Annotated in this window: 14 protein-coding genes, 2 tRNA genes and 1 other annotated feature; of the genes, 5 read left to right on the top strand and 11 right to left on the bottom strand. The window is 48.0% G+C overall.

Translation table 11 applies throughout. The features are described from left to right. Nucleotides 1-64 precede the first annotated feature (64 nt). The 3 genes from zapA to pheS form a co-directional block, all read right to left on the bottom strand. Nucleotides 65-2,275: a cell division protein ZapA gene (zapA, locus tag BN1360_RS12340; RefSeq protein WP_068780148.1), complete on the bottom strand. Its 2,211-nt coding sequence runs from the start codon at nucleotides 2,273-2,275 to the stop codon at nucleotides 65-67. A gap of 119 nt (nucleotides 2,276-2,394) precedes the next feature. Next, nucleotides 2,395-4,845 (bottom strand): phenylalanine--tRNA ligase subunit beta, encoded by a 2,451-nt coding sequence (gene pheT, locus BN1360_RS12335; RefSeq protein WP_068780147.1) that lies wholly within the window; start codon nucleotides 4,843-4,845, stop codon nucleotides 2,395-2,397. Between the two features lie 21 nt (nucleotides 4,846-4,866). Further along, nucleotides 4,867-5,901, bottom strand: coding sequence for a phenylalanine--tRNA ligase subunit alpha (gene pheS, locus BN1360_RS12330; RefSeq protein WP_068780146.1), 1,035 nt, complete (start codon nucleotides 5,899-5,901; stop codon nucleotides 4,867-4,869). Nucleotides 5,902-5,964: 63 nt separating this feature from the next. Further along, nucleotides 5,965-6,248, bottom strand: a binding site (T-box leader). 236 nt (nucleotides 6,249-6,484) lie between these two features. On the opposite strand from pheS, the gene BN1360_RS12325 reads away from it, so the two are divergent. After that, nucleotides 6,485-6,561, top strand: a tRNA-Pro gene (locus tag BN1360_RS12325). Between the two features lie 14 nt (nucleotides 6,562-6,575). Further along, nucleotides 6,576-6,646: transfer RNA gene (locus tag BN1360_RS12320), tRNA-Gly, on the top strand. A gap of 122 nt (nucleotides 6,647-6,768) precedes the next feature. On the opposite strand, the gene BN1360_RS12315 is transcribed toward BN1360_RS12320, so the two are convergent. Then, nucleotides 6,769-8,757, bottom strand: a complete 1,989-nt coding sequence (locus BN1360_RS12315; protein WP_229520992.1) for a putative bifunctional diguanylate cyclase/phosphodiesterase — start codon at nucleotides 8,755-8,757, stop codon at nucleotides 6,769-6,771. A 293-nt stretch (nucleotides 8,758-9,050) separates the two neighbouring features. Next, nucleotides 9,051-10,010, bottom strand: a complete 960-nt coding sequence (locus tag BN1360_RS12310; protein WP_068780144.1) for an aldolase catalytic domain-containing protein — start codon at nucleotides 10,008-10,010, stop codon at nucleotides 9,051-9,053. A gap of 300 nt (nucleotides 10,011-10,310) precedes the next feature. On the opposite strand from BN1360_RS12310, the gene BN1360_RS12305 reads away from it, so the two are divergent. Genes BN1360_RS12305 through BN1360_RS12295 form a run of 3 tightly spaced genes read left to right on the top strand, consistent with a single transcriptional unit; the run spans nucleotide 10,311 to nucleotide 12,781 of the window. Next, complete coding sequence (locus tag BN1360_RS12305; RefSeq protein ID WP_068780143.1) at nucleotides 10,311-10,553, top strand: FeoA family protein; 243 nt, start codon at nucleotides 10,311-10,313, stop codon at nucleotides 10,551-10,553. Continuing rightward, nucleotides 10,550-12,568: a ferrous iron transport protein B gene (feoB, locus tag BN1360_RS12300; RefSeq protein ID WP_068780142.1), complete on the top strand. Its 2,019-nt coding sequence runs from the start codon at nucleotides 10,550-10,552 to the stop codon at nucleotides 12,566-12,568. Before BN1360_RS12305 ends, feoB begins: the two co-directional genes overlap by 4 nt. 36 nt (nucleotides 12,569-12,604) lie before the next feature. Further along, nucleotides 12,605-12,781 (top strand): FeoB-associated Cys-rich membrane protein, encoded by a 177-nt coding sequence (locus tag BN1360_RS12295; RefSeq protein WP_082790043.1) that lies wholly within the window; start codon nucleotides 12,605-12,607, stop codon nucleotides 12,779-12,781. An 85-nt stretch (nucleotides 12,782-12,866) separates the two neighbouring features. On the opposite strand, the gene BN1360_RS26405 is transcribed toward BN1360_RS12295, so the two are convergent. The 6 genes from BN1360_RS26405 to BN1360_RS12260 form a co-directional block, all read right to left on the bottom strand. After that, a protein-coding gene (locus tag BN1360_RS26405; protein WP_420707930.1) for an IS3 family transposase occupies nucleotides 12,867-14,422 on the bottom strand; the annotation gives its coding sequence in 2 pieces (ribosomal slippage) (nucleotides 12,867-13,771 and nucleotides 13,771-14,422; 1,557 coding nt in all). Nucleotides 14,423-14,530: 108 nt separating this feature from the next. Further along, nucleotides 14,531-15,637, bottom strand: coding sequence for an ATP-binding protein (locus BN1360_RS12280; protein ID WP_068780139.1), 1,107 nt, complete (start codon nucleotides 15,635-15,637; stop codon nucleotides 14,531-14,533). A gap of 360 nt (nucleotides 15,638-15,997) precedes the next feature. Further along, nucleotides 15,998-17,272 carry a cytosine deaminase gene (locus BN1360_RS12275; RefSeq protein ID WP_068780138.1) on the bottom strand — a complete coding sequence of 425 codons (1,275 nt, stop codon included), beginning with the start codon at nucleotides 17,270-17,272 and terminating at the stop codon, nucleotides 15,998-16,000. Continuing rightward, a complete protein-coding gene (codB, locus tag BN1360_RS12270) occupies nucleotides 17,269-18,537 on the bottom strand; it encodes a cytosine permease (RefSeq protein WP_068780137.1) in 1,269 nt (422 codons plus the stop codon). The genes BN1360_RS12275 and codB overlap by 4 nt, the downstream gene beginning before the upstream one ends. Before the next feature lie 284 nt (nucleotides 18,538-18,821). Further along, a complete protein-coding gene (locus BN1360_RS12265) occupies nucleotides 18,822-19,226 on the bottom strand; it encodes a hypothetical protein (protein ID WP_068780136.1) in 405 nt (134 codons plus the stop codon). 200 nt (nucleotides 19,227-19,426) lie between these two features. Beyond that, nucleotides 19,427-19,975, bottom strand: coding sequence for a peroxiredoxin (locus tag BN1360_RS12260; protein ID WP_068780135.1), 549 nt, complete (start codon nucleotides 19,973-19,975; stop codon nucleotides 19,427-19,429). Nucleotides 19,976-20,021: the final 46 nt, after the last annotated feature.

Genomic DNA, 20,021 nt, shown 5'->3' with positions numbered 1-20,021 from the left:
ACAGCAAGGGTCCTTGGGCGAATCGCCTAAGGACCCTTATTCAGTACCGTGACTATTCACAGAGCTAGTTGTTATCCTGCTCAATCAATTCGATCCACTCGTCATACTCCGTCTGCAGCTTCGAATAATCTTCTTTCAGCCGCTTATATTCCTGCTCAAGCTTCTGCGTATTCTCTTGGTCCAGCTCTCTGGCTGATTTTAACAAATGATACTCATGTGACACAATTTCGTAGCCTTCGGAAATTTGCCGGAGCTGCTCTGACATCTGCTCTTTTTCTTGCAGCAGAGCAGCATGCTGCTCGTTCAGGTCCTCAACCTTCTCCGAGCTGGCCGCACATTCCTGCTGCCATGTATTCAATTGTCGCTGCAAATCCGCCTCGATCTCCCGCCAGGATGCCAGTTCCTGTTCTGCTGAAGCCAACTGGGTCCTCCAGGCCTGCTCCTGCTGCTCGGCTTCCTTGCGCGCCTGTTCTTGCTCTTCCGCAAGCTGGGCATAACCTTTGGCTTCTTCCTCTAAGGAACGAATACGATCGCCTAGACTTTGAATCTCCTCGTTCAAGCGGCTCTGCTCCGCTTCACTTGCTTCTGCAAGCAGGGCATAGTCCCCGGACTGCTCCTTCAGCTCCCGGATACGTTCTTCCAGGCTCTGAATCTCCGCTTGGAGCTGCTCTTTCTCGGCTTCGCCAGCCTCAACGAGGTGAGCGTACTCCCTGGACTCTTCCTGCAAGCTCTGATTCTTCTCACCAAGACTCTCTATCTTCTCACTCAAACGCTTCTTCTCAGCTTCACTTGCTTCTGCAAGCTGAGCATGGACCTGAGTCTCTTCCTTCAGTACACGGATACGTTCTTCAAGATTTTGAACTTCCACTTGCAGATGATTCTTCTCGGCTTCACTCGTCTCTGCAAGCAGGGCATAGTCCTGTGACTCCTCCTGAAGAGTCCGGATCCGATCTTCAAGATTATGGATTTTCTGCCGCAACTGTTCATTTTCTGCTTCGCCAGATTCTACAAGCTGATCATAGTTTCTAGCCTCTTCTTCCATACCTCGAATGCGATCGACAAGGCTTTGAATCTCTTGTTGCAGACGATTCTTCTCTATTTCGCTCGCTTCCGCTAGCTGAGCATAACCCTTGGACTCTTCTGTCAGCTCATTTATGCGTTCACCCATGCTTTGAATCTCATCTTGCAGACGAATCTTCTCCGCTTCGCTCGCTTCCGCTTTCATTATAGCGGTTCCCCGATCAGACAGCGCTTGCTTCAATTTCATGCGCAGCACTTCCAACTCACCGGCCGCCCGTTTAAACTTGTCCTGCTCAACCTGTAGACCTTGTCGAGCGGCATTCGTTTCCTTCGTGGCGAATTGCAGCTGCTGCTCGTTCTTCTCCAGTTCTTCGGATACCGCAAGCAGCTTTGCTTCGAGTACGCTTAGCTCTTCGTTACGTTTCTCAGCCAGCTTCTGCCACGATTTCTCGTTCTGCAGAACACCATCTAATTCGGAGCGGAGCTTGTTCTCCCTCTCATTCGCTTCCTGCGCATGCTGCTGCAGCTTCTTAGCCTCTGCTTCTGCACTTTGTAGCGATTCCTGCAGACCTTTCTTCTGCAGTTCCAGCTTATCTACGGTCGTTCTTAATTGTTGTCCATCCACCTTAGCCGCTTCTTCACGCTGCTGCACAGCCTTCAATTGAGCGCTAAGCTTGTCATGCTCACTCTTCTCCCGCTGTGCGTTTTGTTCCGTAGCACGCAGCTTATTCTGCAATTGAGTGTTGCTGTTCCGCTGTTCACTCAGCTGACGTTCCAGCTCCTGCACTTTGTTCTTGTGCCTCAGATTCTCAGCCTCTTGCTCCTTGGCTTGCTTGGCGCTTTCGGCTTCATGCTGCTTGAACGCCGCTTCGGTAGCCGCAAGCTTGTCAGACAACGCCTTTCTGTCGTCCTTCAAATTGCCATACTCCTCCTGAAGCTTGGCATGCTGCTCTTCTTGCTTGACATTTAATGTCTTGAGCACTTCAAGCTCCTGAACAAGGGACGCCTTCTCCTGCTGCAAACTCTTCAATTCACCTTGAAGCTGATCGACTCTGGCGGCCTCTTCGGTCATCCGAACAGCGGTCAAGACCGCCAAACGAGGAGTATCCAAATGTGAATACGCCTTGGAGATGGAACGCATCTGCTCGTCCACGCGCTTAGCGATCTGTTTCATATACGCTTCATTACTGCCAACAATTTTATAAGAAGTACCGTAAATATCTACGTTTACACTAATTCGGTCAGGGGTATTCAAACTTTGTGCCTCCTTTATTGCGCTTTGTTCTAGGTGTCTGAAATATGCATTTTTTTGCACGAAAGTCACATCGAATCGTTTACTTGTACTTGATTCGATGTGACTTTGTACAATTCCTGCTATTTTCTTAATTCAGCAGCAAAAGTTTGCTCAAGCGCGCTCACCACAGATCCATGCACTGCCGTAATTTCTTCATCCGTCAATGTCCGCTCCTTATGACGGTACACAAGTGACAAGGCCACACTCTTCTTGTCATCTCCCAGCTTGCTGCCGGTGAATACATCGAATACTTCAACGGCTTCCAGCAATTCGCCAGCGGTCTTACGGATCGACCCGATCAAGTCGCCAGCTTGAACTTCCTGACTGACCACAACAGCAATATCGCGCTGCATCGAAGGGAAACGCGGTAAATCACGGTATACCACCGTTGCCCCTGCATGACGGTAGATCGGTTCAAGCAGCAATTCTGCCGCATACGTATCCTCTAGATCCAATTCATGCTGCAGCTCTGGATGAAGCTGTCCCAAAGTACCTATCCACAGCTTTCCTTCCGCTGTATCGAGATACACGGAAGCAGAACGTCCTGGATGGAACCCGACTGGCTTGTTCGCTTCATAGGAGATTTTTTCACTTAGACCCAGCGCTTCAAATACACTTTCCAGCGCTCCTTTAATATCGAAGAAGTCCACCTTCTCCAGAGGCACATTCCAGCGTTTCTCATGACGATTTCCAGCCAGCAGCATTCCAAGCACGGACATCTCCTGGGGTTGCTTCGTCAGCTTTTGCTCTTTAGATAAGAATACGTTGCCGATCTCGAACAATGCCAGATTATCCTGCTTGCGATTACGGTTATATACCGCGATCTCAGTCAGCCCCGGCAGCAGGCTGCTGCGCAGCACGCCCCGTTCCTCACTCATCGGCATTGCCAATTTCACTTCATATTCTCCTTCGCCCAGACGTGGGAATCGTTTAATGCTTCCTTCCTTCACGAAGGAATATCCCATTGCTTCCTGCCAACCGCCATGCACCAGCAGTTTGCGCAAGGAACGGCGCAAAGCTTGCGGCTTCGTATAACCGCCAGCCGTCGTTGGCCCTTCAATTACAGTAGTCGGGATATTGTCATATCCATACAAGCGGGCCACTTCTTCGATTAGATCAACATCGCGGGTAATATCCCCACGACGTGTAGGCACACGCACTTCAATAGTATTACCGGCCACATCGCCGCAATCAAAATGCAAACGGCTCAGAATCGTCTTCGTCTCAAGCGACGAAATATCCGTACCAAGGAAAGCATTCAGCTTGCTGAGGGACAAGGAAATAATCCGCTCCTTCGGCTGATTGACAACCGTCTCAACTACGCCTTGATGAACGCTGCCAGAAGCATGCTTCATCATAAGTGCAGCCGCCCGGTTCAGAGCCGGAATTACAGCGTTCGGATCCACCTCTTTCTCAAATCGGAGGGACGCCTCTGAACGAAGTCCTAAATGACGAGACGTCACTCTGACCGAGCTGCCGCTGAATTTGGCCGATTCCAGCACAATATTCGTCGTCTGTTCGGTTACTTCCGAGTTAAGCCCACCCATGACACCGGCCAGAGCGATCGGATGATCTTCGCCATCCACAATCAAGAGCGTTCCCGCTTCCAGTTTGCGCTCCTGTCCATCCAACGTAACTAGGCTCTCCCCTGCTTTGGCTTCACGAACGCCGATCACACCGCCAGCGATTTTGTCGGCATCGAAAGCGTGCAGAGGTTGACCATATTCCAGCATTACGTAGTTCGTTATATCAACGATATTGTTGATCGGGCGAACTCCCGCAGCCATCAGCCGATTCTGCATCCATAGCGGTGAAGGGGCAATCTGAACGCCTGTCATATAGCGAACCGCATAGCGATCGCACATTGCCGGAGCATCGATCTTCACAGCGATATATTCACTGGCTGGCTTCCGCACTTCTACCAGTTCCTTCTCCGGCGTTGGCAGCTTGACTTCTCTTCCGAGAATCGCGCCTACCTCGTAGGCTGCACCCAGCATACTCAAGCAATCGGAACGGTTCGGCGTCAGATCAAAGTCGAGGATCTGGTCATCAAGTCCGAGCAGCCTGGCAATCGGCGTACCGATCTCCACTTGCTCCGGCAGTACGAGAATTCCTTCCTGCTGTTCCTTCGGCAGCAGCTTATCATTCAGCCCCAGCTCTTTCGCAGAACAGATCATACCATGGGAAGGAACACCACGAAGCTTCGCCTTCTTGATCTTCAAGCCGCCGGGCAGTTCGGCGCCCACGAGCGCAACCGGAACTTTCTGGCCAGCGTCCACATTCTTGGCTCCGCAGACGATCTGCAGATCCTCACCCTCTCCTGCATCTACTGTACACACGTTCAGCTTGTCTGCATCCGGATGCTTCTCCTTATGCTTCACATAACCTACAACAACCTTTGTCACCCCTTTGTTGCGGTCTTCGATCGAATCAATTTCAATGCCCGAGCGCGTAATTTGCTCTGCAAGCTCAGTAATATCTACATTCTCAAGCGATACATATTTAGATAACCATTCGGCTGATACTTTCATCTGACTTTCCCCTTTCCGCTATTAAATTCTGGCATACTGCTGCAAGAAACGAAGATCATTGCTGAAGAAGTGACGAATATCATCCACTCCATATTTCAGCATTGCGATTCGTTCCACACCCATACCGAATGCAAAACCGCTATAAATCTCAGGATCATAGCCGCTCATCTCCAGTACGCGAGGGTGTACCATGCCGCTGCCCAGAATTTCGAGCCATCCGGTGTGCTTGCACACCCGGCAGCCGTTGCCGCCGCATTTCACGCAGGTTACGTCAACCTCCACACTGGGCTCGGTAAACGGGAAGAAGCTTGGACGCAGACGAATTTGCGTATTCGGGCCAAACATTTTCTTCGTGAATTCGAGCAAGGTTCCCTTCAAATCGCTCATCCGGATCCCTTTGCCGACGACCAGACCTTCGATCTGATGAAATTGGAAGGAGTGAGTCGCATCGTCATCATCGCGGCGATATACTCTTCCCGGGCAAATGACCTTGATTGGCACCTCGCCCTTCATCTGCTCCATCGTGTGCACCTGGACCGGAGAAGTCTGCGTACGCATCAGCAGCTCTTCCGTTAAATAGAAAGAATCCTGCATATCGCGAGTTGGATGATCCTTCGGCAAATTCAACGCTTCGAAGTTATAATAATCGGTCTCCACCTCAGGACCTTCAGCAATCCGATAGCCCATTCCGATGAAGATATCTTCAATGTCCTGAATCACCTGATTCAGCGGATGAACCGCGCCTTGCTTCATCGGACGGCCAGGCAAGGTCACATCTATCTGCTCGGCTGCCAGACGCTGCTCAGTTGCTTGACGTTGAAAGAGGTCGCTCTTCTCCTCCACAAGCGCTTCAATAGCCCCGCGAACTTCGTTGGCCACTTGACCGATAACCGGACGTTCCTCGGCGCTTAAAGCTCCCATACCGCGCAAAATTTCCGTAAGCGCACCCTTCTTGCCCAAATATTTAACACGCAGCTCATTCAGATGATTTCCATCTGCAACCTTGTGAAGCTGTTCCAATGCATCCTGCTTGAGTGCTTCCAAACGTTCTTTCATGAACTTATCCTCCCTAAACATTAAAAATCATGTTGGTGCAAACAAAAAAAGCCTCTTCTCCCGAAAAGGGACGAAAAGACCGTGGTACCACCCTTGTTAGAGCCTACAGCGTGCAGCACACGCTCCAGGCGTATCACTGTTACAGCAATAATGCTCTCACTTTAACGAATAACGGCTCGTAACCGGTATCCCCTACTGCCTAATTCCCGTTCTGGTGAAACAGGCGGTTCAAGGAACTGCTCCGGAGTGAACTTCAGCAGTCTGAGTTTCGTAGAGACGCTCTCAATCTGCGGCGTCCCCTCCCTGTAAGAAGGCTTCTGCTTACTCTTCTCCATCATTACATTTATATGTTTGGCTTAACTGATTACACTTATCCAATATTATATGCAAACTCCCCCCAAATGGCAAGCTTCCCGGACCTGAATGACTGCCCTAGCTATCAACTAATCATAGTCCGGATACGAGTGACCTAAATTGATCAAAGGGGACAGATTTTTATTTAAAAAAGGTCTTGCCTTCCAGCTCTAAAAATGATATATTATTTCTTGTCTTCAAAAGGAGTCAGTTCCTTTGATTACGACGACGGGATGTAGCTCAGCTTGGTAGAGCACCTGGTTTGGGACCAGGGGGTCGCATGTTCGAATCGTGTCATCCCGACCATATTTTCGTCATTTGCGGGTGTAGTTCAATGGTAGAACTCCAGCCTTCCAAGCTGGTAGCGTGGGTTCGATTCCCATCACCCGCTTCTCATGTAAATCCCTTGCGATGCAAGGGATTTTCTGTTGTTGTCTCACAATTTTATATGCTCCTGTAAAATAGCACTCCGCTTTATACCGCATAGGTGCCTCACCTCATATAAAAAGCTCCCTAGCCGGCAAGCCGACTAAGGAACTCATTCTCTAATATGCCTGCAGCAACCGGCTTACTGAATAGAAAGCCCTGCCCCTCATGGCAATTCTGCTGCTTCAGAAACTCAAGCTGCTCCTCGCTCTCTACCCCTTCGGCCGTCACTTTGAGCTGCAGGTGGTGCGCCATCGCCGTGATTGTAGATACGATAGCGGCATCATTTCCATCCAGCATTAGCTCCTGCACAAAAGCCCGGTCGATCTTCAAACGGTCAATCGGCAGGCTTTTCAAATAATAGAGCGAACTATAGCCTGTTCCAAAATCATCAATGCTAATTTGGATGCCAAGCTGCTTCAAGCTGTGTAGCTGGCTTAGCGCCGTCTCGATATCATAAGTCATACTCTCCGTGACCTCAAGCTCCAGATACTTCGCCTCCATGCCTACCTCCGTCAGGATCGCTCCGATTCTTTCAGCCAGGTTATACTGACGGAATTGGCGCATCGAGAGATTAACAGACATACATAGCGGCGGATAACCTGCTAATTGCCACTTTTTATTGTACTGACAGGCCGTTCTTAATACCCACTCACCTAGCTGAACGATCAATCCGCTATCCTCAGCGATCGGAATGAATTCCCCTGGGGGAATGATCCCTCGCTTCGGATGCCTCCACCGCACTAGCGCTTCCATGCCTACCATCTGATTTGTCTGCAGACTGAATTGCGGCTGAAACTCCAGGAAGAATTGCTCCTGATCCAGCGCCTTGCGCATATCATTTTCCAATTCGATTCGGGCCTGGGTTACCAGCCTTAACTTATCGACGTAACGTGAGAACTCCTGCCCTTGATCCTTGGCATGATGAACAGCCATATCAGCGTATTGGATGACCTGCTCAACGGATGCTGCATCTACAGGATAGACGGCTAACCCCATTGAAAGGGAGATGTGGTATTCTGTCTCATCGAGGATGACCGATGGATTGACTGTATGAAGCAAGCACACCGCACGACGTTCAGCCGCCTCCGCATCGCTCACCTCGCCGAAAACAAGAGCAAATTCATCTTCACCCATCCGGTAGACCTTCTCGGCGTCCCGACACACCTCTGTCAGTCGTTCGCCTACCTCCGTCAGCACTTTGTCGCCAGCGCTATAGCCGAGAGAATCATTAATCGCCTTGAAGCGATCGATATTAATCACCGCTATGCCGATACACGAAGCGCCGGAACGCACCGCTTGTCCAAGCTCCTCCTTCATCCGCCGCAAATTAGGCAATCCGGTCAATTCATCATGATCGACCATATGCTTCATCATAGCTTCAATGGCCTGTTGGCTGCGGAACGGCTCTTCAATCGTAAGGCGGTATACTCCCTTCATTACAAAATAATAAGAGAGTACCATATACCATTCACCGACAGCATGAAGTAAGCTAGCCTGCATGTCTACCAACATAAGCAAAATATGCCCCAGCAGCATAAACATCAACGCCCGAACCATCGTGATCGCCGCAGAGGAACTCGCCTTGCACGATCGGCGAACCATCGATACCATCGCCAATAAGATTATCGGCAGCGTCGCTATCCAAATGACTGAATTGCCGAGGCTGCGTCCGTCGTACTCCAGCCATTCAGGGTGCTTCCATTGATATGTATATAGCAGTCCAATCCCGATGGCACTGACCAATGCTCCACCGATAAAGGCCGTAAATTTATGTTTGCCCGACAACTGCCTATCTTCCTTACTGAAAATAAACAAAATTCCCAAAGCCCCAAGCATATGCGAAATCGCAAGCAGCGTATCCGATAAATGAAGCCCGGTCTCTACTCCAAACAGCTTAAGCCCGCTATATGCCGATATATGTAATACATCCAATAAACCGATTATGAAAAAGAGGACCGCCGTATACAAACGCTGTCTTGACAATTTGTCCGCAAACAAAATCCAACCTTGAGCAAAAATCGCAAATGATACTGTTCCAATCACCAATCCGGCAAGAATCAATAACGCTCGCATGCTATCCGCAGAAATACCCAAGCTGTCCAGCCTAGCGGATGCTATTATGAAAGCCAGCATACCTGCCAGCCCGATTCCTCCCTGGATTAAAGCTGTTCTTCTCTCTGTCCTTGTGCCCATCTTTGCGCTCTCAACCCCCGGAGGTATATTCTTTAGTTGTACAATTCAACATCATCCGCTATTTTCCTGCCTTTCCCCTGACCCAAGGACAAAAATCGCTAAAAACCGCGTTTCTTTCTGAACATTAAAAAAAGCCCGGTTATCGAAAATAACCGGGCTTCCCATAGTCTATCTTACTTCTTCTTGAAATTCACTTCAGGCGTCGTGAGCTTATCATAGAAATCAACAACTTTATCTTTATCATCCGATACACGAAGCGCCATAGCTGAACGTGGATGCTCGTCCAATGTTCCGGTGATCATGTAGGGGATCAGATAACCCCATTCCTCCTTCTCGCGAAGCGGCACCATCAGCTCCTCAAGCACAACAAGCAGGGGACGAAGATTATATTTCGTGTTTTTCAAATGTGTGACGAGCAGTTCTGTAGGACAGTTGCCTGCAGCGCGCCCCATCCCGTACACAGAAGCGTCAAGAAATTCCACCCCATTGTCCGCTGCAACTAACGTATTCGAGAATGCCAACTGCATATTGTTATGGGTATGAACGCCCAAGCGTTTATTAGGCAAATGGGTCTTGAACTTGTCTACCAGGTACTCCATATCTTTATAATCCAGACTACCATAAGAATCGACGACATATACAACGTCCACTACGCTCTCCTTGATCATCTCGAATGCTTCAAGCAGTTCATTCTCCATCACATTCGACAAAGCCATAATATTCAGCGTCGTCTCATAACCGCGGTCATGGAACAATTGAACAAGCTCCAGAGCTTTATCCACATCCTTGATGTAGCAGGCTACTCGAATCAGATCAAGCATACTCTCGCTGCGAGGCAAGACATCATTCTCATCTACCCGACCGATATCCACCAGGGCGGAAAGTTTGGTGGTTCCTTTCTGCGGAATCACTTTGCGCAGGAAATCGTCGTCCAGGAAGCGCCAAGGACCTGCCTCATCTGCTCCCTTAAGCAGCTTCGGAGAGTTTTTATATCCAATTTCCATATAATCCACGCCTGCTTCATTCAGACCGGCATACAATTTTTGCACAAAATCCACACTAAAATCCCAGTTATTGACTAACCCGCCATCCCGGATAGTACAATCGACAATCTTGCATTGGTTCGCTTTCATCTTCCTATCCCTTTCACTCATCTATTTTATTATCCATCTTACTTGAAGGTAATTGAAAATGTAAAGGGAAAGATACAAAACGCTGTGATTCACATCACAGTTGTTTATTTTTCGCTTTGCTATATTTATTGGGGACTACTGAGAGTGATTATCAATATCAGATTATCAGCTAAGAAATACTACCATTTAATATTAATTATTATTGTACTTTCATAGAGAAGCTTATGATGAATGCTTTATTATGGAAGCAAATCAATGACCCACTTCTAATTCTTTCATTATAATAAGGGGCGATCTACCATGTCTGACTGCCATAACTGTCTACTCGGTCTGAGACCGGGAATCTCCGCGGAAATACGTCACTTTGGATCCATCGATCCTGCACTGAAGCGTCGTCTTGCTGATCTTGGCATCTCCGTTGGCTCCAATATTACGATCAAGCGATATTGCCCATGCGGAGGACCATTAATGCTGGAATGCAGCGGTCAGCTATTTGGAATCCGCCAGAAAGAAGCGGCGGAAATCAAGGTGGCGGTCTCATGAACAATGCGGCTCTTATCGGTAATCCGAATACAGGTAAAACCTCGCTATTTAATACGCTCACCAGCTCATATGAATATGTAGGCAACTGGTCGGGAGTAACTGTTGAGAAGAAGGTTGGACATCTTAAGAATAAAAGTGGAGAATTAACCGACCTCCCCGGCATTTATACCTTGCACCCCTTATCAAGGGATGAAGGGGTCGCCGCTGAATATTTGGTGTCGGATTCCCCCAGTCTTTTAGTTAATATCGTTGATGCATCTCAACTTGAGCGAAATCTTTATTTAACCTTTCAGCTTTTAGAATACGGGAAGCCGATCGTAATTGGACTCAATATGATCGATGTTGCTAAATCGAACGGTATCCGCATTAATCTGGAAGCCTTGGCAGCTCGAATCGGCGTTCCTGTCATGCCCCTTGTGGCCCGTACGGGAAAAGGCACTGAAGAACTGCTTGGCCTACTCAGCAGCTCTTCAGTGAAAGCACCGAATTTTCGCATCGATTACGGAAATGTTGTCGAAGCGGCCATCAGTAACATTTCCCGGGAATTAAATTCTGTTATCCCTGATCATATCCCGTCCGATCGCTTCATCGCTCTTCAGCTGTTGGAGCGCAATGAAGCTGTTATTCGTTCACTGAAGCTTAGTGATGAGCAGAAGGCCAAGGTGCAATCCATTTGCGATTTGGCTGAACAGCGGCTGCACACCGCAGGAACCCCATCCACTTTACAGGAGTATATCCGCTCAGTAAGAACGAAGCATATTCAAGAAATCTGTGCAAAAACTGTCGACACGAGTCATCGCAAGCCTGACACATTCACGGAGAAAATCGATGCCGTCGTGACTCATCCCTTTTGGGGAATACCTATATTTCTCGTCTTCATGATGTTTACCTTTAAGCTGACCTTTGACTGGCTTGGTAATCCGTTGTCCGATCTATTGGAGTCCTTCTTCTCTGGTCCGCTCAGCACATGGATCCAGAACGGACTTGTAGCGGTGGGAGCTTCAGAATTTACGCGTGCGCTCTTAATCGACGGGATTATCGGCGGTGTAGGTGGTGTGCTTGTATTTATTCCGCAGATTTTCATTATGTTCCTGATTATTTCCTTCATTGAGGATTCAGGCTATATGGCACGGATTACCGTCATGATGGACAAAATCATGGAGCTTGCAGGGCTTAATGGCAAGGCACTGATCCCATTCATCATCGGCTTTGGCTGCAATGTTCCAGGCATTATGGCCTCGCGCAGTATTGAACAACCGAAGGAACGGATGCTGACCATGCTGCTCGTTCCGCTGATGTCCTGCTCAGCCCGTCTGCCCGTCTACGCCTTGTTCGCAGGTATATTTTTTGCACGGGCCCAGGCGCTTGTTGTCTTCTCTTTATATCTGCTGGGGATCGTACTGGCGTTAGTATTAGCCAAGCTGTTCTCGCTGTTCATGTTCAAAGATTCGAAGTCCTTCTTCATGGTTGAATTGCCGCCATACCGTATGCCGCAATCCACCACCCTGTTCCGCAGCACTTGGGAGAAGGGCAAAGGCTTCTTACGCAAAGCGGGGACGTTCATTCTTGGCGGGTCTGTATTGATCTGGCTGCTATCCTATGTGGGACCAGGAGGAGTAGCCGATACGATGGATGACAGCTTCCTCGCTCATATCGGCGGGCTGTTCGCCAGCCTTCTTCATCCGCTTGGCTTTGGCACCTGGCAATCCGGAGCAGCCCTTATTACAGGCTTCATGGCCAAAGAGGTCGTCGTATCAACGATGAATATTATCTATCATGTGCCGGACATGGCCGGACTGCAAGGGCAAATTGCGCTGGCCTTCACACCGCTGCAAGCTATCAGCTTCATGGTATTTATACTATTATATACACCTTGTCTCGCTACGGTAGGCGTTCTTCGCAAGGAGACAGCCTCCTGGAGATGGACAGCGTTCGCTGTTTTCTATTCTTTAACGCTTGCCTATATCATGTCGTTTATCATTTATAAGGGCGGAAGATTGCTAGGGTATGTATAAGAACTATATAAGTTCAAGGAAAGGTAAGTGATAGTGATGGCGGATATCCTGATCATTGGTGTGGTTTTCGGATTTGCTCTGTTTGCTCTGTATCGTGGCTTCAAAAAGAGCAAACAAGGCGAATGCGCCGGCTGCTCACAGCGTAATTCCTGCGCGGCCTGTGGGGATGCCAATCAGACATCATCTTCTTCCCGTTGTGAATCCCAATCTTAATGAGTCATAGCTTGAAATGTAAAAAAGGCAGCTCACCGTTGTGAACTGCACCCCGTCAAGTAGACAGCACAAATAAGTAAAGATATTAGGCGGCCTTCGTCCTGAATTCCATGGGACTAAGGCCGTTTAATTTTGCCTGTAAACGCCGGTTATTGTAAAAGTGGATGTAGGCTTCAATGTCCTTCTTGAGTTCTTCAAACGTGCGGTATGTATTCAGATAATACATCTCATATTTCAAGGTTCCCCAAAAGGCTTCCATCGGTCCGTTATCGATACACCGCCCGACACGCGACATACTTTGGGTCATGTTTGCTTTGTCCAGTTTGTACTTAAAGGCTCTTGAGGTGTATTGGAATCCCCGGTCGCTGTGGAGCATGGGTTTAGCACCCGGCGCTGCCTCTAGTGCTTTGTCCAGTGTCATAAATACAAGTTGGTTATTATTTGAATGGCCTAGCACGTAGGAAACAATTGTGTTGCCATGGAGATCCAGGATGGCGCTGAGATAAGCCTTTTGGCCGTTACCATACTTGAATTCCGTTACATCCGTCAGCCACTTTTCATTCGGTGCGTCAGCTTGGAACTTACGATTTAGCAGGTTTTCGGCGATGTGTTGTGGAGTGGAGCGCTTGTAGGGCTTCTTCTTCCTGCGAATGACAGACTGGATCCCTGAGAGTCTCATAAGCCTTAGGATCCGTTTGCGGTTAATAGGCTTGCCCGTATCTCGACTGAGCTGAGTCGTGTGTCTACGGTAGCCGTAAATACCTCTTAATTGTGAATGGAGGGCGAGTATCTTCTGAGTCAGCAGCTCATTTTCACGCTCCTGAGGGCTGGGCTTGTGGTTTACCCATTTGTAGTAGCTGGACCGCTCGATCCCGGCAACCCTGCACAGGAGCTTTACGCTAAACTGCTGTTCACCATGTACGGACTTTATGGCCTCATATACGTGGGTTTGCCGGTGACGGCTTAGCCTCGCCTCCCTCTGAGTTCCTTCAGCTTTTTTAGAAACGCGACCTCTGCTCTAAGCCGCTCATTTTCGTACTCCAGCTTCTTGAGTTCGAGCTTGTGGCGTTCGCTCTCCGTCAGTTCCTCAGGCGCTTTCTTCCGTCCACGTCTGTCCTGAAGCGCGCCTTCTCCGCCATCCTCATACTTCTTGACCCACTGGTACACCTGGTTGTAGGAAACCTTAAACTGCGCTGCTGTCCTCCCGTAGTCGCGCTCATGTGCAATACAGTGGTGCACAATGTCCATTCGTTCCTGCCATGTGGTAGACCGACCTTTTGTCATAACCCTTGCTCCTTTGTTATCCGATTTGAAGCTGCTATGACTATTATACCTGCCGATCCACTTCTGGAGTTGAGTGCGGCTTGCTATTTTATATTTATTGATAATTTCATTCTGCGAATACTTTCCTGACAAATAGTCCTGAACCGCCTGAAGCTTTAATTCTGGGGAATACTTGCGATTTCGAACCCGTATTTCTAATCCTTCAATCCCGTACATTTCATAACGTTGTCGCCATTTCACCAGTGTACTTACGTTGATGTTATACTTCCGGGCGATCTCCACCCGGGTACCTTTACCGGTTTGTAGTTCCCCTAATATCGCCAATTTTTCCGCCGCAATATACTCATTCATTTTCACCAAATGGAAAACTCCCCTTCAAATAGCGGTTTATTTATTAAACCTGTCTACTTAAAGGGGAGCATATCGTTGTAACGATGAACTGCCTTTTTTCTCTTTATGCAAAATCTATACTATGGGGAGCCAGATCTCAAAGATCGTCCCCGCTCCTTTGATACTATCGACGGAAATCGTTCCCTTGTGATTTCTTACGATCCGGTAGCTAACCGATAAGCCAAGTCCAGTCCCCTTCTCCTTCGTCGTGAAAAAAGGATCAAAGAGGTGGGCTAACAGCGTCTTATCGATGCCATTCCCGTTATCCTGAATAGATATATTCACATATTTCCCTTCGGGTTTTGCTGTGATATTAATAACTCCGGAGTGATCGCATTTGACTTCTTCAATCGCATCCAGCGCATTCTTAATAATATTTAATAGAACCTGCTTAATCTGCTTCACGTCAATGGACACATTCAGGTTTGCCTCCTCGGACAGGAGCAGGTTGATTTCGCAGCCTTTCATATGCCCCTCGCTTTCCGTCAGGAGCACAACTTCCTTCAACAAGGAATAGACGCTAACCACAACCATTTGCGGAGCGGTGGGCTTGGAAGAGTTGAGAAATTCAAAAATAATATCATTGGCGCGATCAATTTCGGCCAGAATAATCCTTGCATATTCATCCTTGCCCAATTGGACCAGGTGAGGGCGCAGCAACTGAATGAAGCCGCGGATCGTCGTCAGCGGATTGCGAATCTCGTGAGCAATGGCGGCTGATATTTTCCCAAGCATGGCCAGCTTATCATTTTGATATGCCGTTTGCTCAATCTGCCTGAATTCAGAAACATCCTTTACACTGAGCAGGAAATCTCCATCCATCTGGTCCCCATACTTTACCGTGATCAACCAGTGACGGCCATATTCATCAATGACCTCATGATTCCTTTTGCGATAAAAAATAGTCTCGCGATAAATACGCAAAATCTTCCTCTTCTTAAATCGGTTCAGATGCGGGTGAAGCAATATTTGCAACAAATTACATCCGATCAATGCATGACGCGGGGTTTCAAGGAGCTTAGCCATCTGCACATTAATAAAAGTCAGCACTCCCTCACTATCGAACAGCATAATTCCGCTATCCATATGCTGGAGCACATTTTCATACTTGTTCATTACAAGCTGGGTTGATTGAAATGCTTTGACGGACTCAAGTAATGTATCCTGGAATTCACTCAACAAGTTGATCCCCCTTTTTCAAATGATCTACCTGCCTATATACGTCAACCTACGGTCTACGGTCATTTTGCAATAGTCCCATTCCACGTTCTTACGGCATTGATCTTTACTCAAAGGTTCTTGCTATTAAATTCTTAAGGAAACCCCTCAACACAGATTATAACCAACTCCTTATACGCTTGTACAATAGCCCTAATTAAATCATAGTAAACTTTTCCAGAAAACGTCAATCAGAGATACTGTCGAAAAAAGAGGTATCGCTTAAATTTACCCATTTTCTCCAAAAAAATATCCAAAAAAGTTAAAAAGCACCCCCATTGGAAGTGCTCTTGTTATTTTATTTATTGATTTGTGTCTAAAAGTTTAATTTTCTCTATTAAAATCAACTTTTTCCGTTCCTTTCAACAAGTTAATTGTAGTCTCGCTAGGCTTCGTCTGGGAAATAAGCTTACCGTTACGGAAGGAATAGCGAACGGTCGCTTGCTTCCGAATCGCTTCATATTCATTCTCTGCGGACAGGACGATGAAATTGGCGGGCTTGCCTGGCTCAATCCCATACTTCTCCTCAATTTGCAGCGTCTTGGCGCTGTTTGTCGTTATCATATCAATGGAATTAACAATCTGCTCGTACCCCATGAGCTGAGCGGTATGAATTCCCATATGAAGGACTTGAAGCATCTTCCCTGTGCCCAGCGGATACCATGGATCGAAGATATCATCATGCCCAAAGCATACGTTAAGCCCTGCTTCCAGCAGTTCTTTTACACGGGTGAGACCTCTGCGCTTCGGATACGTATCGAATCGGCCCTGAAGGTGAATATTGACGAGCGGGTTAGATACAAAATGAAGGCCTGACATTTTCAGCAGACGGAACAGTTTGTACGCATAAGCGTCATTATAAGAGCCCATTGCTGTGGTATGGCTTGCTGTCGTACGTGCCCCGAGGCCGCGCTCAAAGGCTTCTTTGGCCACAACCTCGACGAACCGGGATTGTTCATCATCGATCTCATCACAATGAATATCCACCAGACGATCGTATTTTTCAGCCAGGTCAAACACGATCTTCATGGAATCGACGCCGTATTCACGTGTAAATTCGAAATGCGGAATCCCGCCAACCACATCCGCTCCTAACTTCATCGCTTCCTCCAGCAGTTCTGCACCGTTCGGGAACGATAGAATGCCCTCTTGCGGAAAGGCGACAAGCTGGATGTCTACATATGGAGCCATCTCTGCCTTGACCTCAAGCAGCGCCTTCAGAGCGGTCAGATCAGGGTCCGTCACATCAACATGAGTCCGCACATGTTGAATGCCTTGGGCAATCTGCCATTTAAGCGCCGTCTTGGAGCGAAGCACTACATCATCATGGCTCAACGTCTCCTTACGCTGTGACCAACGTTGAATTCCTTCGAATAACGTGCCGCTTTGATTCCATTCCGGCTCACCGGCCGTGAGCGTCGTATCCAGGTGGATATGCGGTTCAATAAACGGTGGAAGCACGAGCGAACCAGCGACATCAATTACTTCATGTCCCTCTGTATTCACCGGAGACTCTGTAATGCTCACAAATTTCCCATCCTGTACAACGATATTCCATAGCCCCTCTTGAGCTCTTAATTTTGCATTTTGAATAATCATTGATGAACCCCCTCATGAATTATCTTTGTTGCCGCTTGCTCCTCACGCAGTGGGAAGCATTTCATGGCGATTACATATATCACTGCTGTGCCCAGAATCCCGTTGACCGGTGGAATCCCCGGTACAAACTTGGCGATAAGTACGCCCCCTCCCCATGCGATTAGAGCGTTCCAGTTCACTTGCCTGAATTTCATATCCTCAAACTTCTGATACTTGCCACGTTTGAGCAAGAAGAAATCGGTTAATAGAATCGCTCCGATCGAAGGCAGAACAGAACCCAATATCGTAAGGAATCCAACGAAATTGTTATAGAGCCACATCGCAGCAACCGTACCTAGAAGCCCATTTCCAATTACAAATTTATTACGCGATATCTTCGTAATGTTGGAGAATCCTAAGCTTGAAGCGTACAAGGCATTTTCGTTGGTGGTCCAGATATTCAGACCAAGTACGATGATCGCTGGAATGATTAAGCCTTGCAGATACATCACGTCAGAGATATCTGACTTTCCATATACAATCGCCCCGACGGCGCCAAATAAGAACATTAGTGAATTGCCAAGGAAGAACGCCACTACCGTGGACACTACTGCGGAACGAGCCGTTTTTGCAAATCTTGCAAAATCGGGCGTCAGCGTTCCGCCGCTAATAAAGGAACCGATGCAAACCGAGAGGGCCGTAGCAATCCCGATCGCTTGGGACGGTTCATAGGATAGCAAGCCCTGAAGTCCCCCTGCCGTGTTGGTCGCCTCGAGCACCGAGTAACTCCCCAAGATGGCAATCGATGGCACGGAGACAATGCCGATAATCGCCAGTGCTTTAATCCCGTAAATCGCAGTGACCGTCATCAGCACTCCGAAGATAAGGATCAGCACATATACGTTCATACCGGTCATTTTCTGCACTGGAACAGCGAACATCGCCACACCTACGCCAAACCAGCCTACCTGCGTTAAGCCGAGCAGCAATGAGGACAGATACGATCCTTTTTCCCCAAATGCATATCTGGTCAGCAAATGTGTGGACAGCCCTGTTCTTGCAGCGATATAAGCCAGTGCCCCGGTATAAACACCAAGAATCAAATTTCCGGCCAGCACGATCCAAATGAATTGAGAAAACCTAAGACCGTTGCCAAGGGTTCCGCCTGCCCACATGCTGGCAGAGAAGAAGGTGAAGCCCAGCATAACGGCGAGAATTTTCCAAAATCCGTTGCGATGTGCCTGGGGCACAGGTTCCAATGAGAATTCCAAATCTACTTTTTCCATAGCCGCCTCCAAATAACATGATGATTGATACCGCATGATGCTTGTACATGCTTGGAGAGCATCGAACCGTGCAAAAAATGTTTGCAATAAAAAAGACGCATTGCCGTTTCTGACAATACGCCTCTTCTACTTATGATCAAACCAAATAGACATAATAATGCCTTGTTGGATCATAAGGTCCGCTGTCCTTGCCAGTCTCACGGGACTGATTTAAAGGTATCAATATAAAGTTGTAAACATTATCACAGAAAAAATACACTTTGTCACTGACAATACATGGAAATCTATTTCTGCAGCAATTTGGTTCTGCGTCGACTCATGACTGCTAACCGCTTCTTAAGCTCTCTTTCCCACTTGTCATCGCCGATATGCTTCGAGAATGCCAAAAGATCAAGCGCCATATCAATTTGGCTCTGAACGATATCAAGCGGGTCCTCTTCCTCACAGTTCACACAATTGCAGAAGATCGATTCTTCATCCTCCATGACGAAATCCTGAAAATCAATTTCTGAGACACCATCCCCATGTGCGTACTCCGCCAATATCTCATATTCATTCTCCACTTTGTAATGGACTTCCACCCGATGGCATACCGGGCAGAACAGCAAGGGAACATTATGGACCTGGGTACGATAATGCTTCAAAGTCCCCTTAGTTCCAAGCATACTAGCACCGCAGCAAAAACTCATCCCCTGTCACCCTTTCCAGATCCTTGTTCACACTCAAGTATTATATCCACCTTCAAGATGTGATTTCAAATAATTTATTCGAGAACGGTGCGAGTAATTCCTCTGTAGCACACGAAATTATTACCAAATATTTATAACGAATGACGTACCGTGGGCAAAAAGCCCCCTGCATGGAACACCATGCAGAGGGCTTGCAAATATCACTTCGACTGAAGATTCCTGTCTCCAGGTTTCCAATCTGCGGGGCAAAGACCGCCGGATTGAAGAGCCTGAAGAACGCGGAAGGTCTCATCAACACTACGTCCGACATGGTTATGGTTAACGACCTGGTATCTCACTTCGCCCTCCGGGTCTATGATGAACAGGCCGCGAAGAGCGACGCCCTCTTCCTCGATGAGTACGCCGTAATCACGGGCTGCACTCTTCGTCATATCGGATGCAAGCGGGAAGTTCAACTGTCCCAAACCATTGCTGGCCTTCGGCGTATTAATCCATGCTTTGTGGCTATGCTCAGAGTCTACGCTACAGCCAAGAACTTCAGCATCGAGCTTCTTGAACCGCGGGTAAGCCTCACTCAGCGCCATGATCTCAGTCGGGCATACCTCTGTGAAGTCCAACGGATAGAAGAAGAACACCAGCCATTCGCCACGATAATCGGACAGCTTCTTGCGTCCAAATTCCTGGCCGTCTCCGTTTACAATCGCAAGATCGAATTCAGGAGCTGGTCTGCCTACCAAACGTTCTGCCATCTGAAAATTTCCTCCTCAACAAATGGTTAGAAACAAAGGCGCTTCT

The sequence above is a fragment of the Paenibacillus sp. GM2 genome, from assembly GCF_900069005.2.
GTDB lineage: Bacteria > Bacillota > Bacilli > Paenibacillales > Paenibacillaceae > Fontibacillus.
The sequence above is the reverse complement of the archived record's forward strand: the minus strand, read 5'-3'. Positions and strand labels throughout refer to the sequence as shown.

Coding starts and splice junctions, on each gene's coding strand:
- pheT (WP_068780147.1), bottom strand. CDS start 4,845: ATGAAAGTATCAGCCGAATGGTTATCTAAATATGTATCGCTTGAGAAT.
- pheS (WP_068780146.1), bottom strand. CDS start 5,901: ATGAAAGAACGTTTGGAAGCACTCAAGCAGGATGCATTGGAACAGCTT.
- BN1360_RS12315 (WP_229520992.1), bottom strand. CDS start 8,757: ATGCGAGCGTTATTGATTCTTGCCGGATTGGTGATTGGAACAGTATCA.
- BN1360_RS12310 (WP_068780144.1), bottom strand. CDS start 10,010: ATGAAAGCGAACCAATGCAAGATTGTCGATTGTACTATCCGGGATGGC.
- BN1360_RS12305 (WP_068780143.1), top strand. CDS start 10,311: ATGTCTGACTGCCATAACTGTCTACTCGGTCTGAGACCGGGAATCTCC.
- feoB (WP_068780142.1), top strand. CDS start 10,550: ATGAACAATGCGGCTCTTATCGGTAATCCGAATACAGGTAAAACCTCG.
- BN1360_RS12295 (WP_082790043.1), top strand. CDS start 12,605: ATGGCGGATATCCTGATCATTGGTGTGGTTTTCGGATTTGCTCTGTTT.
- BN1360_RS12275 (WP_068780138.1), bottom strand. CDS start 17,272: ATGATTATTCAAAATGCAAAATTAAGAGCTCAAGAGGGGCTATGGAAT.
- codB (WP_068780137.1), bottom strand. CDS start 18,537: ATGGAAAAAGTAGATTTGGAATTCTCATTGGAACCTGTGCCCCAGGCA.
- BN1360_RS12265 (WP_068780136.1), bottom strand. CDS start 19,226: ATGAGTTTTTGCTGCGGTGCTAGTATGCTTGGAACTAAGGGGACTTTG.
- BN1360_RS12260 (WP_068780135.1), bottom strand. CDS start 19,975: ATGGCAGAACGTTTGGTAGGCAGACCAGCTCCTGAATTCGATCTTGCG.